Genomic DNA, 13,568 nt, shown 5'->3' with positions numbered 1-13,568 from the left:
TCGTCTGCATGGGCATGGTGGGTTCCTCTGGCATAAAAAAGGGGACCGGACGCGAAGCCCGGTCCCCGGAAAAATGAGGTCGGTGTGGTTACGATCGGAGTTGGTCGTGCGCCATGTAAACAAGCTGGGCCAGTTCGTCGGACCTGCCCTGCGCACGCAAGATTTGATATCCGTTCGACTTCGCAATAATGCGGGCCAAAGCGCGGGCATCGTTCATGGCAGATTCGTATTCCTCCTCGCACTCCCCGGTGATGACCAGATCGTGCGTGACGGGATCGGTATACCCGGTGTAGCGACCGGCATAGGATTTGGCCTCGCTGAGGCAGTCGTCGATCTCGCGAATGAGCGCAAACCCGTGCGCTTGCGCGCGGAAATAACCGGGCTCATGCGGCTCCACGAAGCGATCGAATTCGGATTGCGATGTTAACATGGGGCTCTCCCTTGGCTGCAGGCAGGATATGGGGGAATGGAAGCGTGTGGGCGGAAGAAGCAGGTTCGGGATGGCGCGCCAGGTCGAGCCATGCGCCTGCCGGTTCCGAAGGAAACGGCAATCCTCGCTTGCCTTGCCTTGTCGATCTGGCACAGTGGCGCATGACGGGCAGGCCATCGGGGAAGGACGATGGAAAATGCCAAAAATGACGGAACGGGATCGGCTCGCCGATCTGGAAGCACGTCAGCGCAAGATCAGTGATGAGCTGGAAAGCGCGCGTCGTGCCTTACGAGGTAAATATGCCGTGACGATAGCGGAGATGCCGGTGGAAAGGCTCACGGAAAAGGACTTCCGTAAGCTTCTCACGCAAGCGATCCGGGTTGGCGGCAGCGCAGCGCTGACGGCGCTCAAGGGATTGCCTGCTGCGACCTGATTGCGCCGCAGGCAATCACAGGTTCCGGCAGGGATGTGCCTCGAGAAAACTGTCCCTGTCGGAATCCGATCGGAGGGTGACGAACCGCTCTTCGGGTCCAAACCAGATGAGAATGAAGCACCGGCGCGCTGCCAGTCGGTGGATGTTGGCAAGGCTACCGCGGCTACGACCATCCCAGATCACGAACCCGCAGGAGGCATAGCTCGCCATCGCCTTGTCTTTGGGCGTGTGGTAAGCGCCGGTGCCCTTCGGGCCGGAAGACGGGATGTTTCGGGTGGGCCATTGTCCGAGATTGTTGCGCGGCCCTTCGCCGGAACAATAGACTTCGACGGCATCGATATTGCGCTCGCAGAGGAAGCGCTGGACAGTGCGATCCGCGCCGCGTGCATCGCCGATCAGAACGGGGAGCCGGCGCTCGAGGATGGCTTCGATCCGTGCGATAACAGGGGCGGGAAGCGACGTGATCGACAGTGATCCCGAAATGAAGACGGCCGGGCTGGTGGATGGAAGAGTGTGGTCGGACATGACTTTCGATCTCCTGATTGAACTCCCCTTCCCCGCCCCTCCTCTCCTCTGGTCATCTCGCGGTACCCTGCCGAAAGGATTCCAATCCTTTCAGGACTGCACCCGAAGGGTGTCCCTGCGACGAGCACGGCGAAGCCGCGCGCAGGAGGCCGGGACCGCCCTGGCGGTTCCGCATCGGCCCCGCGACGGACCCGCCTGCGGGTCCCTGAGCGGGGGCGAGTGCTACGCGCGAAGAAAGAAATGAGGACCGGCCCGGTGAACCGGACCGATCCTCTTTGGGAAGCTTACTGCGCTTCCCATCCCTGATCGCTGAGCCTGACGAACCGCGCCGGGATACGCTTCTCCTTCACGAGACGCGCGAGGTGCGATTGCAGTCCCGATCCTTCGCAGACCAGCGCTTCGACGGGTCGGAGGCCCACCATCTGCTCGTTGCGCACGAACCCCGCTCGCTTGCCCAGCTTTGCGCTGAGGCGAAACGTGATGAGCTTCACCTTGCGGGATGCTGCCCACGCTGCGGCCATGGCGTCACACCCCTTGTCCTGTGCGGTCGTCGCCAGCACCATCAGCGGATTGCGGGTTTTCGCTTCGTCGAGTTTCGCCCAGATGAGGCGGTCGTCGAACCATGTGTCCGCCCCGCCTGAGAAGATCACGACGGGCCCTTGCGGGTTGTGTGCGTCGGTGCGGCGCTGGCGGCGGGCGGCAAGGAAATCGGTGGCGGCTATGACGGAGGCGGTGCGCTTGCTCGACACCAGCGACCCCTTCGGCGCGGACCACGGCCGTCCGGTTTCGGTGTGGAAGACGTCGGCGGCATGGTCGCGCATGCACCGCAGAGCGTCGGTGGCTTCGTCGAGAAATTCCAGAGTGTCGCGTGCCTGCTCGAGTTCGACGCCATGGATTTCGCTGCCGTCGACGCACCGCAGCAGGTCCTGAACATCGCGGGTCGCCCTGTCGGCCTGCCCCTCCCATTGCTGGGCGACGTGATGGAAACTGTTGACGATGCCCCATGCGAGGCGTTCGGCAGCAGGCTGCAACCGGGTGTCCCGCAGCACGTCGAAGAGCGTCGTGACGATGAGTTCGACGGCAAGTTGCGCTTCCCTCGGATCAGGCATGTCGGTCGCCATCTCCTCCTCATCGCGCCCGATGCGGATACCCTCGAGATTGGAGGCGAAGGCGGCGTGGAAATCGTCGGTGGTGGCGGTCGTTTCCTGCGCGATGAATTCGGCGATATCGGAGAACGGGCGGACGGAGCGGTTGATAGTCGTCATTGGAACCTCCTGTTGAAACGAAAGAGGTTCCCCCTTGGGCACGGGCTCCGAGCGGCGGGGTCAAGGATCGCGGAACGCGACCGGCGCAGCCGGCGATGGGGGTCACGATTTTTTTGGGCGGCCACCATCATGGCAGGCCAGGCGCAACGCCCGACCCGCCCAAAAAAATGGTGGGGCCCCGTCGTCCTTGAGGCCGACGCGGTCCCGTGCCACCATAGGAATTCTTGAGAGAGAGAAGAGGCTTTGCGAATCAGGGGCTCGATGCCCCTGATTCGCAAATGGGTGCCTCCAGGCGCCTCCCTAAAATCCATGGACGGTGAGGGCCGGGGTCAAGGACCGCGGCACGCGGCCGCAAAGCGGCGGTGGGGGCAACGATTTTGCGAAGCAAGATGGTGGGGCCCCGTTGTCCTTGACGCCAACCGACGCCTCCATGACGATCATGGAAATGGAAGGGTATTGCGAGCTTGCTCGCGATGCCCGCACTCCCTTCCATGTGATTGAGGGCGTGCCCTGCTCAGGGCGCTGGCGGCACATAGGCGGCGTAGGGATCGCCCTGATGCAAGTGCCCGAACGGCGTGAACACATACTCGTCCCCGCTCCGGCCGACGGCGCAGACCACATAGCGTGGTTCGCCGGAAACCGCATCCAAGCACTCCATCAATGCGAGATTGCCGTCCATGGCGGCATGCAGCAAAGTTTGAAAATTGGTTCGGTGATGTTCGGGTATCGCCATGACACGCTCCCATGAAAATGGGGACAGCGCAAAGCGCCGTCCCCGACAGGATGAATGAGTTTTGCGGATGTCACGCCGCCCGACGGAGCCGTCCCCGTTGCGGCGGAGCGATCTTCTCGACCGGTGCCTGATCGGCCTTTCGGAAGGCATGGATAGGGACACCCGCCTTGCGCAGGGCCTGATAGAGGTTCGCCTGAATACCCGACCCTTCCCCCAGCAAGGCCTCGACGGGCTTCAGGTCCACCAGCTTGCGGTTACGTGCGAAGGGCGCGCCGCGTCCCGAGCCCGTCAGCGAATAGGTCACGAGCTGAACCTCGCGGTTGCCTGCCCATGAGGCAACGATCGCATCGAAGCCCTTGCGCTGCGCGGTCGTAACCAGCGTCATGTGCGGAATGCGCTCGTGGATCGTGTCGAGCCGGTCCCACAGAAGCTGCCAGTCATGCCATTCCGCGTGACCCGAAGCGACCACGATCGGTCCACGCGGGCGGTAACGCTCGCGTTCGGCCAGTTCACGCACGCGCAGAAAATCCTGTATCGATACCTGTGTCGCGGTGGCAGCCTTGGATACGCGTGATCCGCGTGCAGGCGACCATGGGCGGCCCGAAAGCACCCTAAAGGTGTCGGCGGCATAGTCGCGCATGCATTCGAGCGCCTCGCGCTGTTCGGTCAGCGACTGGCACAGGAGCTGCTTCTCTTCCAGTTCGGTGTTGAAGACTTCGGAGGGTTCGATACGGCGGATCATGTCGCGCAGTTCATCGGCCAGCAGGTCTTCCTGCCGTTCGAGCTTACCCGCGACGAAGTGGAAGCTGTTGACCATGCCCCATGCGATCTCGGGCGCGAGCGCGTCGAGACGGGTATCGGTCAGCAGGTCGAAGATGGTCGCGATTATGCCGGCACAGTCGGCTTGTGCATGGAGCGGTTCGGGCATGTCATGCTCGCCGGGTTCATCGCCCGGACTGATGATCGAAAGTGGAATGGGATCGCCAAAGGCGCGCTGGAATTCCGGGGTAGCCGTCACTTCGGCGAACAGCGCCGGCAGGTCTGCGAAGCGGCTGATGCTGCGCGAATGCTCTCGGGTCATGGGAGTTCTCCCTGTGATGGAAAAGGAAGAGGGGCGCGAACGCGCAATTGCGTCCCGCCCCCCGGTGGTGTCGGATCAGTGCCTGCGCGTTTGAATGCCGGCGAAAGCGGTCGTGCGCCTCAGGACGGCATCGACGATTCCGCTCGCATGCGGGGCAAGCGGCGTATCCTCGAGTAGGTCGTAAATGGCGGCGATGATCTCGCCGCATGGAATTCCGACTGCCACATCAGGCATGCCGGGGATGTCGGGAAATCGGGGTGCGATCAGCCCCTGGATGGAAGGGCTGGTCATGATCGCGATGGACAGCGCGGAGAGGTCGGCCAGCGGCACGAGATCGTGCAGTGAAGTGCGGTGCATGGGATTTCTCCTCATGGGCGGACAAGAAAATGGGCCGGGGAAGCCTGATGCCTCCCCGGCCCGAAGTGGCTCCGATCAGCGCTTGATCAGAACGGGTCTTCCCCATCGAACGGGGCGCCCGCGCCGGTCAGTTCGCCGCTGGCACCCACGGTGCTGTCGCCGAAGCCGCCCTCATCGCGCGGACCGCGATCATCGTAGTTGGTACGGCTGGCGCCCATGCCGCCGCCGAAGTCGGAGCGCATGGTGTCGCGCCGCCAGGCGACCATGTAGCCGCCATGATCGGCCGGGAAGAGCGCGATCGGCAGCGGCTCGGGCAGGCTGGGGTCGTCGATATTGCCGGCAAGGAAGACCTCGCCGGTGCGCTTCGACGCAGCCTCCCACAGCGCGCCGATCTGGACCCAGCGACGCGCCACGTTAAGCGCAAGGATTTCGAAGACAGGCGCCTTCTCATTCTCGCTCATCACCTTGCGCAGGCCGATACGGGGAAGGTCGATCGTGCGGGTAGCGATCGAGCCCGTCAGGCGGCCGTTCTGGCGGAAGATTTCACCGATGTTCATCGTCTTGACCTTTCGAATGTCGCTCGAAATCCATTTTCCGGCGACACCCTCCCCGGTCCTTCTCTCCTCTCTGTCCCGCCCTCGCCCCGCGCACCGTCCGCCCGGGGGCCAGGCGCTCCCCAACCCCCGGCACGACGCCCCCCGCCTTCACCCACGCACAACGCTGCGGTCGCCCCGCGACTCCGCGCGAACGCACCGGCATGGCGAGCGGCTGAGGTGCGGTTCGGGTGGTGCCGAAGGTGAATGTGGCGCGAGGTCTGCGGCGCGGCGGTAGCCGCGCTGGAGTTATGCTGGTGGGAGTCACCGTAGCGGAGATCCGCCGTGTGGATGGGCGGTCGTCACAGGCCCATTCGGGGCGCCAGGATGCCCGGCACCGCCCGGTGCGTTTCCGGTATCGGGAGCGGTCAGCGGATAGCGGCGGGCCGCGCGGCGGAATTCGTTATTTCACGGTTCCAGGAAACCAAGCCTTGCAAGCTGGCTCTACGAAGTGCGTCAACGTGCGGATCATGGCATTTCGGACCGGCATGACCATGCGCATCCACGCATGGCTATCTGTTCGCGGGATTGATAGACTCGGCTGGCACACCCGTTCGATGGCAAACAAGTGGTGCGATGTAGGTGCTGGCAAATTCGATGAACGTTCTGGCCTTGGTCGACAGGCGATGGCCCGGAGGCCACGTCATGGACAATCGCAACGGCTCAATCATGACCCCAGGCAGGATATGCACGAGGGTTCCAGCAGCGACGTCGCCTTGTATCTGGAATACAGGCAGCAAGCCTATCCCCAATCCGGCGAGGACGGCCTGATGGGCGGCTTCGCTGCTGTTGCATGTGAAGCGAGGATCGATAGGAATTGCCTTATTCTCGATCGTCCAACTGCCCGGCAGCTTGTCGTAACAATAGTCGACCAGTTCATGGGAACCCAGTTCGCTTGCTGTCCCTGGAAAGGCTCTATCCCTGAGATAACGAGGGGATGCCACCAGGCTGCGCGCGACATCTCCGATCCGCCGCTGGATCAGACTGTCCCCCGATATTTCGCCAATGCGAAAGGAGATGTCGATTCCTTCTTCGACCATGTTCGCGGGAGCGTCGGACATCAGCAAATGTATGCGTAGCCGCGGATGGAGTTCGTAAAGCTTCCCAAGCAGATTACGGGAGAAGAACAATCCAAGCGCCGTCGTAACACCGATGCGTAGCAACCCTTCTGCATCCGAGCTTCGCTGGCCCAGTTCGGTTTCGGCAAGATCGATATTCGCCAGGATCGAGCGCGCGTGGCCAAGGAGACGCTCACCATCATCCGTCATTTTCATATGCCGGGTGGAGCGCTGGAATAATCTTGCCTGAAAGCGATCTTCCAGAAAGTCGATACGACGTGCAATCGTCGTATGACTGGCATGCATTTCCGACGCGACGGCCGAAAAGCTGCGGCATTCCGCGACGCGGATGAATGTCGAGAGTGCTTCGATGAGATCTGCCATAAGTGCGCCATACGCACAGGTGATGTGCCTGTCTCGCTAATTGTCCTTCACCCGTAGGCATCTCATATGGGTATGAGAACAAGGCATTAAAATCGTTGGCATCGACGCTCGAACCTCTACCAACGGGGAAAGCGCTACTTCTCGACGCCAACTCGGCAAAAGAGAATTGGCGAATGTTCGAAACGACCAACCCCTATACCGGTGAGACCCTCAAGAAATTCGAAGCGGCGACCGAAGCTGAAATCAGGCAGGCAATTGGTGACGCCGATGCGGCGTTCCAGTTGTGGCGCCGAACGTCTTTTGCAGAACGCTCAGAAGTCATGCGCTCGGCGGCGGCCATCCTGCGGCGGGACACTGATAAATATGCCCCGCTGCTCACCCTGGAAATGGGCAAGCTGATCTCAGAGGCCCATGCGGAAGTTGAACTCTCGGCAGCGATCTTCGATTATTATGCGGACAACGCCGAGCGTCTGCTGGCGCCCGAGCAGTTGCCCGTTTCGGATTCGGCGGAAGGCGACGCCATCCTCGTCCATGACCCGCTGGGCGTGCTGCTCGCAATCGAGCCCTGGAATTTCCCTTATTACCAGATCGCCCGGATCATCGCGCCGCAGTTGTCGGCTGGAAACACGATCCTGCTAAAGCACGCGGCGAACGTCCCGCAGTGCGCAGCGATATTCGAGGCGCTCATGCTGGAAGCGGGGCTGCCACGGCACGCATTCATCAATCTCTATGCCGGCCATGATCAGGTGCAGTTGATCCTGGAAGATCCTCGCGTCCATGGCGTTGCATTGACCGGGTCGGAAGCCGCCGGTGCTGCCGTGGCTTCGGTCGCGGGCAAGGCACTCAAGAAATCGACGATGGAACTGGGCGGGGCCGACGCCTTCATCGTCCTGAAGGACGCCGACCTGGAGAAGACGGTAAAATGGGCCGTGTTCGGCAGGCACTGGAATGGTGGCCAGGTGTGCGTTTCATCCAAACGGATGATCATTGCCGACGAAATCTACGATGAATTCCTGGAAAGCTACACCAAAGGCGTCGCGGCTTTGCGCATGGGAGATCCGTTCGATCCGGAGACCACCTTGGCGCCCCTTTCGTCGCAGAAAGCTGCTGACGGCCTCAAGGACATGATTGCCAAAGCCGTCGAACATGGCGCGACCGCAACGACCGTCGGCCCCGAGGTTCCCAATCAGGGTGCATTCGTGCAGCCCACCATCCTGACAGATGTCAGCGAGGACAACCCCGCCCGCCATTGGGAATTCTTCGGCCCGGTCTCAATGCTGTTTCGTGCCCGTGATGAGGACGATGCCGTACGCATCGCCAACGACTCGCCCTTTGGCCTGGGCGGCTCTGTGTTCACTGCCGACGCGGCCCATGGGGCCGAAGTGGCGCGCCGGGTTTCGACAGGCATGGTTTTCGTCAACCACCCCACCATGGTGAAGGCCGATCTCCCGTTCGGCGGTGTGCGTCGATCCGGTTACGGGCGCGAACTACTCGGTCTTGGTATCAAGGAGTTCGTCAATCACAAACTGATCGACGTCGTCGATATCGACGCGCCCTTCTAAGCGGCGAGATGTTGAACTGCGTGCACCGGCCATGCCGGTGACGCCTATTCTTGTGAAGCGAGACCCCAATGCAGAGCACTATGAAAGCAGCGGTTGTCCGGGAATTCGGGAAGCCCCTCGTAATCGAAGAGGTGCAGGTGCCGCGGCCCGGACCCGGGCAAATTCTCGTCAAAATCGCCGCGACGGGTGTTTGTCATACCGATCTTCATGCCGCCGAAGGAGACTGGCCGGTCAAGCCGAACCCGCCCTTCATCCCGGGACACGAGGGTGCAGGCCATGTGGTAGCCGTTGGTCAGGGCGTGACTCATGTGAAGGAAGGCGACCGCGTCGGCGTGCCTTGGCTTTACTCGGCTTGCGGCCACTGCGTACACTGCCTGGGCGGCTGGGAAACCTTGTGCCATGAGCAGCAGAATACAGGCTATTCTGTAAACGGCAGCTTTGCCGAATATGTACTGGCCGACGCCAATTATGTGGGGCACTTGCCCGACAATATCGGCTTCGTCGACGTCTCGCCGATCCTGTGCGCGGGGGTGACTGTCTATAAGGGTCTCAAAGTCACGGACACAAAGCCGGGCGACTGGGTAGCGATATCGGGCATTGGCGGCCTTGGACATATGGCGGTGCAGTACGCCAAGGCGATGGGCCTCAATGTAGTTGCCGTCGATATCGACGATGCAAAGCTGAAGCTCGCCCAATCTCTGGGCGCGTCCCTCACGGTCAACGTGCGTGACGTCGATCCCGTGAGTTTCATCACCAAGGAGATCGGTGGCGCGCAAGGGGTCCTAGTTACTGCCGTCTCGCCAAAGGCCTTTCAGCAAGCGATGGGCATGGTCAGACGTGGCGGAACCGTGTCGCTGAACGGCCTGCCGCCCGGCGATTTCCCGATGTCGATTTTCGACACGGTTCTCAACGGTATCACCGTGCGGGGCTCTATCGTCGGAACCCGGCTCGATTTGCAGGAATCGCTCGATTTCGCGGCACAGGGCAAGGTGAAAGCAACCGTGACGACAGACAGCCTCGAAAATATCAACGATGTCTTCGCACGCATGCACAAAGGCCAGATCGAAGGACGTGTCGTTCTCGATCTTGAGAACGCATAAAGATAGAATTCAATCTTACGTCACTTTCCTCGGAATACTACAAAAGCTGTCTAGCGCATGACACGCTCAAGCTCTTTGAGTTGTGTGCCTGGGCGGCTGGGAGCAATGGCGATCTCTTGAAGAACCAGTAGCAGAATATCTGGTACTGCCCGGTGCGTTTTCGGGATCTGTCAGCGGATAACGGCGGGCCGCGGGTCGGAATTCGCCATTGCACGAACCTTTGCAAGGCGCGGCGCATATCTCCCCGGCGGTCGTCGCCCGATTGAATGCAGTCCGTCTCGCAGTTGCGAGCGATAGTTTCTCATGCCTTGCGGTTATGCTGCGGCATGGAGGCAGATCGCAGCTTGCCGATGCCTGGCTATTCAGGCGTGGTGCTCGCTCCCATCGCGTCGGCAAGCATCCCCAGCAGCCTCGTGAGCTGATCGAAGTCCTCGCTGGCCCAGTTCGCGAAGGCCTGGACCGCCATCCGCTCGCGGGCCCTGTCGATGGCATCGGTAGAGGTCTTGCCCTTGGCCGTGATGGTCGCCTCGCGCACCCGTTTGTCGCTCGCGTTGTTCTGGCGGGAGACAAGCTCGAGGTCTTCGAGCCTGGCGACCTGGCGACTGACTGTCGTGTAATCGCGCCCCAACCGTCCGGCGAGATCGACTACGCCGATGGGGCCGAGCCTCTCGATAGAGGCGAGTACCGGAAAAAGGGCGCTGTCCAGCCTCAGCCCTGCAGCAGCGACCATGGCGGCGTCGCGATCGGGCCGGTTCATGATGCTCACGATCTCGATCAGCGCTCGGTGCAAATTGGGAAGCTGGGCACGAATATGTGCAACATGCACATGATTGGTTGACATGGATCTATCCTGGCTAGAATACGTGCGTGATACACATAATTTGCAGGAAGTGGAATATGCGGACCATTGACGTGCTGACCTGCGGCGCGGGCGCGGCCGGCCTTGCGCTTGCGATCGACCTGGCGCGATGCGGCGTGTCGTTTCGTTTGATCGAAAAGCGCGAGGCCCCATTCACCGGTTCGCGGGGCAAAGGCATTCAGCCCCGGACCCAGGAGGTGTTCGAGGATCTCGGCGTCATCGACCGACTGATGGCCATAGGCGGCGTTTACCCGCCGCTGCGCGAATATCGGGACGACGGCAGCTTTATCGACAAGGAGATGTTTACCGAGCAGCCTTCGACAACGGCCGAGCCGTACACGACGGCCCTAATGGTCCCTCAGTTCCTGACAGAGCGCATCCTTCGCGAGCGGCTCGCCGAATTCGGGCGGCAGGTCGAGTTCGGGTGCGAGTTGATTGCGTTTACGCAGGATGAGGACGGCGTTACCGCCCGGATCGCGCGAACCGACGGGGAGGAAACGATCCGCGCGCGGTATCTCGTCGGGGCGGATGGCGGCCGCAGCTATGTACGCGACGCGCTTGGTATAGGATTTCCCGGCAAAACATTGGGAGTTCGCGCCATGATGGCCGATGTCATGCTTGACGGGCTCAGCCGGGATGTCTGGCACCAGTTCAATGAAGGCGACATGGCTTGGCAGATTTCTGCGTGTCCGCTTGCCGGGACCGATCTGTTCCAGCTTCAGGCGCCCGTTCCCCTTAATGGCGATGTCGATCTGTCGGTCGAAGGTTTGAACCGGATGCTCGGTGAGCGCACAGGCCGAAGCGATGTGCGGGTCTTCTCGATTTCCTGGGCTTCAGCCTATGTCATGAACGCACGCCTTGCCGACAGATATCGGGTCGGCCGTATTCTGCTGATCGGAGACGCGGCCCACATTCATCCACCGACCGGGGGCCAGGGGCTGAATACCAGCGTACAGGATGCCTATAATCTCGGGTGGAAACTGGCGGCCGTCCTTGGCGGAGCACCCTGCCCGCTTCTGGAGAGCTACGAGGAGGAACGCCGGCCGATCGCGGCCGCCATGCTGGGTCTGTCGACGGTCTTGCTGGAACAGGCAAAGCGAGGGAACATGGTGCGGGGGCGTGAAGTCCGACAACTCGACCTTGGCTACCGAGGATTATCGCTCGCGCTGGACGCTGTCGAAGCGAAGTCTGGCCCCACTGCCGGTGATCGCATGCCGGACGTTGTTCTGCGGGGCGCCGGTGGGCAGACACGGCGATTGTTCGACCTGATGCGTGGTCCGCACTGGACATTGCTCGTGGGCAGTAGCCAGCAGGCGCTGCCAGTGAGTCCGCGGCCAGGATTGCATGTCTGGAGCCTTGGACCGGGCGGGGCCATTACCGATCCGGATTCTGGGCTTGGGCTCTGCAATGGCGAGGCACTGCTCATACGTCCGGATGGCTATGTGGGCGCTCGAACAGTCGCCCATCAGCAGGATCGGCTGGAGGCCTATCTGGAGAGTGTTATCCCGCCGCCGTCGACATGACGGTCGCCAGCGCGTGAAACATGTGGCGGGCCTTCCTGCGCTGTCGCGGCCCTGACGACGTTAGAACCCCAGACTGCCCCCCTCGGGTGCGCAAGCGGCCGTGGGTTGGGTTATCAAGTCACAGGGGTGATTTGATCTCCGCGACCATCGGTATGATGCATGTTGCGGCCGCGAAGGGCAAGACCCTCGATGCGACTGCTCCGTGCTCTGCACGATCGTCCCTCCCTGGTTCGGAGAATTTCAGCGCCGGTATATCAGGAACGCATGGAGCTTGGAGGTAACACGGCTGATGGTGAGGAATATCGGCGTCCTTGTCGTCACCGATCGCCAAAAAAGCGGAAACGGCCCACCACAGGTTGGGGATCTGTGGCGGGCAGGTTTCAGGATGTCTGGAGGAAGGTTATCACAATGTTTTTGCCTTGCAAGCTCATGCTGCAACGCATCAAAAACATGCGTTTTTTCCGTCGGCAGCGACATCGTGAATGGCGAGCGAGGTAAAATCTAAGCCGTCATGCTGCACGATGAGCGAGACCCGCATTGAAGCGGTCCAGCCATTCGCGCATGTGGGGTCGCATTTCGGGCGAAATCGTCGCGGCACCGCGCTGAAAAGCCAGGAGGTCCAAGGGAGCCGACGCAATGATATGATCGATTTCATGTTCATCGAGCAGTTGCTCGCTACGAATGAAGGCGGTCATCGATCCGGGCCTTTTACGTGTCGATTTGCGCCATAGTCCCTCAATGGTTTTCAACCGCGGGGCAGCGCGGGCTTCTAGAAGAACGATGAGGCGCAACTCCTCGCGCGTTAGTGCCCTGACCTCCTCCGGCTGCATCGCCGTGCAGAAAAAACATGAGCTTTTATAAAAGCTTGGAAGGCCTTCATCGAAAATAATGCGCTCGCAATCCTCTCGAGTCAAACCCCATTCTCGTAGAGGATATCGGTAAGTGAATAGCGGATCGACATGCCCAGCACGATGAGCATAGCGCTGGTTGTCGCGTGCCGAGCAATCGTAGCCAATGAGGCGGATGACCTTCTCGCCATGCGCCCAGGTATGTTGCGCCGGCGGCCAGGCCTTGACCCATTTGTCCTGAGGCGAAATTTTATGGCGAGACGAACAGCTGTGAAGCCCGAATGCGATCGAGGGCAAGGTGCCATTCGTCAGGGACGCCTCGAGCAGCGACCCATAAGGTGGCCAATGCTTGAAGAAACGTGCCTGATATTCGACGATCTCATTGGGTACGCCATGTTCGTCCATCCACTGGCGAAATATCGGGATGAGCCGGCGTGTATGTGGCTGTTCCGGCATGGCGGCCAGCAGGACCATGTCCGGGATTTCGCCGCGCCGGACAAGTTCGATAATCATGGCGGTGGAATTGGTGCCGGCGCCCCAGGCCACGACGACGGGCGATCGTGGCGCCATCATCATGCCACCATCGCCAGCCAGCGGTCAGGCCATGGCGGCGGCTGTGTCGTGACCCGATAGGCCTGGAAAGGCGCGATGCCGTGCACGACATAATGAGCAACGCCGGTTGCTCGCCGCAGGTTCAGCGCAATTCGATAGGCTCGATCGAAGGAGGATAATTGGCTTCTCAGCGGTGAGAGGCAGGCGGGCAGGACTGACAGAGCCATGGGGACCTCCGGAGGGAGCTGACCGGGAATGGAAATCG

At 61.3% G+C, this 13,568-nt stretch carries 15 protein-coding genes; 4 read left to right on the top strand and 11 right to left on the bottom strand.

All coding sequences use genetic code 11. The features are described 5' to 3' along the window. Positions 1-88: 88 nt before the first annotated feature. Positions 89-430 carry a hypothetical protein gene (locus EWH12_RS11110; RefSeq protein ID WP_129926604.1) on the bottom strand — a complete coding sequence of 114 codons (342 nt, stop codon included), beginning with the start codon at positions 428-430 and terminating at the stop codon, positions 89-91. Positions 431-626: 196 nt separating this feature from the next. Between EWH12_RS11110 and EWH12_RS11105 the strand changes: the two genes are divergently transcribed. Further along, positions 627-863: a hypothetical protein gene (locus tag EWH12_RS11105; protein WP_165363612.1), complete on the top strand. Its 237-nt coding sequence runs from the start codon at positions 627-629 to the stop codon at positions 861-863. Positions 864-878: 15 nt separating this feature from the next. Here EWH12_RS11105 and EWH12_RS11100 read toward each other — a convergent pair whose 3' ends face one another. From EWH12_RS11100 to EWH12_RS11070, 7 genes are all read right to left on the bottom strand, one after another. Further along, positions 879-1,388, bottom strand: coding sequence for a hypothetical protein (locus EWH12_RS11100; RefSeq protein WP_129926603.1), 510 nt, complete (start codon positions 1,386-1,388; stop codon positions 879-881). A gap of 284 nt (positions 1,389-1,672) precedes the next feature. Continuing rightward, complete coding sequence (locus EWH12_RS11095; RefSeq protein WP_129926602.1) at positions 1,673-2,653, bottom strand: DUF2493 domain-containing protein; 981 nt, start codon at positions 2,651-2,653, stop codon at positions 1,673-1,675. Positions 2,654-3,167: 514 nt separating this feature from the next. Continuing rightward, positions 3,168-3,386, bottom strand: coding sequence for a DUF6117 family protein (locus EWH12_RS22465; RefSeq protein WP_129926601.1), 219 nt, complete (start codon positions 3,384-3,386; stop codon positions 3,168-3,170). A 70-nt stretch (positions 3,387-3,456) separates the two neighbouring features. After that, positions 3,457-4,467 carry a DUF2493 domain-containing protein gene (locus EWH12_RS11085; RefSeq protein ID WP_129926600.1) on the bottom strand — a complete coding sequence of 337 codons (1,011 nt, stop codon included), beginning with the start codon at positions 4,465-4,467 and terminating at the stop codon, positions 3,457-3,459. Between the two features lie 75 nt (positions 4,468-4,542). After that, positions 4,543-4,824: a hypothetical protein gene (locus tag EWH12_RS11080; RefSeq protein ID WP_129926599.1), complete on the bottom strand. Its 282-nt coding sequence runs from the start codon at positions 4,822-4,824 to the stop codon at positions 4,543-4,545. Between the two features lie 86 nt (positions 4,825-4,910). Continuing rightward, positions 4,911-5,381, bottom strand: a complete 471-nt coding sequence (locus tag EWH12_RS11075; protein ID WP_129926598.1) for a DUF736 domain-containing protein — start codon at positions 5,379-5,381, stop codon at positions 4,911-4,913. Between the two features lie 548 nt (positions 5,382-5,929). Next, positions 5,930-6,859 (bottom strand): LysR family transcriptional regulator, encoded by a 930-nt coding sequence (locus tag EWH12_RS11070; RefSeq protein WP_129926597.1) that lies wholly within the window; start codon positions 6,857-6,859, stop codon positions 5,930-5,932. A 173-nt stretch (positions 6,860-7,032) separates the two neighbouring features. Here EWH12_RS11070 and EWH12_RS11065 point away from each other — a divergent pair, with 173 nt between their 5' ends. Further along, positions 7,033-8,421: an NAD-dependent succinate-semialdehyde dehydrogenase gene (locus EWH12_RS11065; RefSeq protein WP_129926596.1), complete on the top strand. Its 1,389-nt coding sequence runs from the start codon at positions 7,033-7,035 to the stop codon at positions 8,419-8,421. Positions 8,422-8,489: 68 nt separating this feature from the next. Beyond that, positions 8,490-9,521 carry an alcohol dehydrogenase AdhP gene (gene adhP / locus EWH12_RS11060; protein ID WP_129926595.1) on the top strand — a complete coding sequence of 344 codons (1,032 nt, stop codon included), beginning with the start codon at positions 8,490-8,492 and terminating at the stop codon, positions 9,519-9,521. Positions 9,522-9,879: 358 nt separating this feature from the next. On the opposite strand, the gene EWH12_RS11055 is transcribed toward adhP, so the two are convergent. Further along, on the bottom strand, positions 9,880-10,362 hold the full coding sequence (locus tag EWH12_RS11055) for a MarR family winged helix-turn-helix transcriptional regulator (protein ID WP_129926594.1): 483 nt from the start codon (positions 10,360-10,362) through the stop codon (positions 9,880-9,882). 56 nt (positions 10,363-10,418) lie between these two features. On the opposite strand from EWH12_RS11055, the gene EWH12_RS11050 reads away from it, so the two are divergent. Further along, entirely contained in the window at positions 10,419-11,903 is a 1,485-nt protein-coding gene (locus EWH12_RS11050) for an FAD-dependent oxidoreductase (RefSeq protein ID WP_129926593.1), read from the top strand. A gap of 509 nt (positions 11,904-12,412) precedes the next feature. Here EWH12_RS11050 and EWH12_RS11040 read toward each other — a convergent pair. Next, positions 12,413-13,327, bottom strand: coding sequence for a hypothetical protein (locus EWH12_RS11040; RefSeq protein ID WP_207212389.1), 915 nt, complete (start codon positions 13,325-13,327; stop codon positions 12,413-12,415). Next, complete coding sequence (locus tag EWH12_RS11035) at positions 13,324-13,530, bottom strand: hypothetical protein (RefSeq protein WP_129926591.1); 207 nt, start codon at positions 13,528-13,530, stop codon at positions 13,324-13,326. The genes EWH12_RS11040 and EWH12_RS11035 overlap by 4 nt, the downstream gene beginning before the upstream one ends. Positions 13,531-13,568: the final 38 nt, after the last annotated feature.

Origin of the sequence: Sphingobium cupriresistens, from assembly GCF_004152865.1 — a bacterium.
Taxonomy (GTDB): Bacteria; Pseudomonadota; Alphaproteobacteria; order Sphingomonadales; family Sphingomonadaceae; genus Sphingobium; species Sphingobium cupriresistens.
The sequence above is the reverse complement of the archived record's forward strand: the minus strand, read 5'-3'. Positions and strand labels throughout refer to the sequence as shown.

What these genes read in the sequence shown, in the direction of transcription:
- EWH12_RS11110 (WP_129926604.1), bottom strand. Translation starts at nt 430, where the DNA reads ATGTTAACATCGCAATCCGAATTCGATCGCTTCGTGGAGCCGCATGAG.
- EWH12_RS11105 (WP_165363612.1), top strand. Translation starts at nt 627, where the DNA reads ATGCCAAAAATGACGGAACGGGATCGGCTCGCCGATCTGGAAGCACGT.
- EWH12_RS11100 (WP_129926603.1), bottom strand. Translation starts at nt 1,388, where the DNA reads ATGTCCGACCACACTCTTCCATCCACCAGCCCGGCCGTCTTCATTTCG.
- EWH12_RS11095 (WP_129926602.1), bottom strand. Translation starts at nt 2,653, where the DNA reads ATGACGACTATCAACCGCTCCGTCCGCCCGTTCTCCGATATCGCCGAA.
- EWH12_RS22465 (WP_129926601.1), bottom strand. Translation starts at nt 3,386, where the DNA reads ATGGCGATACCCGAACATCACCGAACCAATTTTCAAACTTTGCTGCAT.
- EWH12_RS11085 (WP_129926600.1), bottom strand. Translation starts at nt 4,467, where the DNA reads ATGACCCGAGAGCATTCGCGCAGCATCAGCCGCTTCGCAGACCTGCCG.
- EWH12_RS11080 (WP_129926599.1), bottom strand. Translation starts at nt 4,824, where the DNA reads ATGCACCGCACTTCACTGCACGATCTCGTGCCGCTGGCCGACCTCTCC.
- EWH12_RS11075 (WP_129926598.1), bottom strand. Translation starts at nt 5,381, where the DNA reads ATGAACATCGGTGAAATCTTCCGCCAGAACGGCCGCCTGACGGGCTCG.
- EWH12_RS11070 (WP_129926597.1), bottom strand. Translation starts at nt 6,859, where the DNA reads ATGGCAGATCTCATCGAAGCACTCTCGACATTCATCCGCGTCGCGGAA.
- EWH12_RS11065 (WP_129926596.1), top strand. Translation starts at nt 7,033, where the DNA reads ATGTTCGAAACGACCAACCCCTATACCGGTGAGACCCTCAAGAAATTC.
- adhP (WP_129926595.1), top strand. Translation starts at nt 8,490, where the DNA reads ATGCAGAGCACTATGAAAGCAGCGGTTGTCCGGGAATTCGGGAAGCCC.
- EWH12_RS11055 (WP_129926594.1), bottom strand. Translation starts at nt 10,362, where the DNA reads ATGTCAACCAATCATGTGCATGTTGCACATATTCGTGCCCAGCTTCCC.
- EWH12_RS11050 (WP_129926593.1), top strand. Translation starts at nt 10,419, where the DNA reads ATGCGGACCATTGACGTGCTGACCTGCGGCGCGGGCGCGGCCGGCCTT.
- EWH12_RS11040 (WP_207212389.1), bottom strand. Translation starts at nt 13,327, where the DNA reads ATGATGATGGCGCCACGATCGCCCGTCGTCGTGGCCTGGGGCGCCGGC.
- EWH12_RS11035 (WP_129926591.1), bottom strand. Translation starts at nt 13,530, where the DNA reads ATGGCTCTGTCAGTCCTGCCCGCCTGCCTCTCACCGCTGAGAAGCCAA.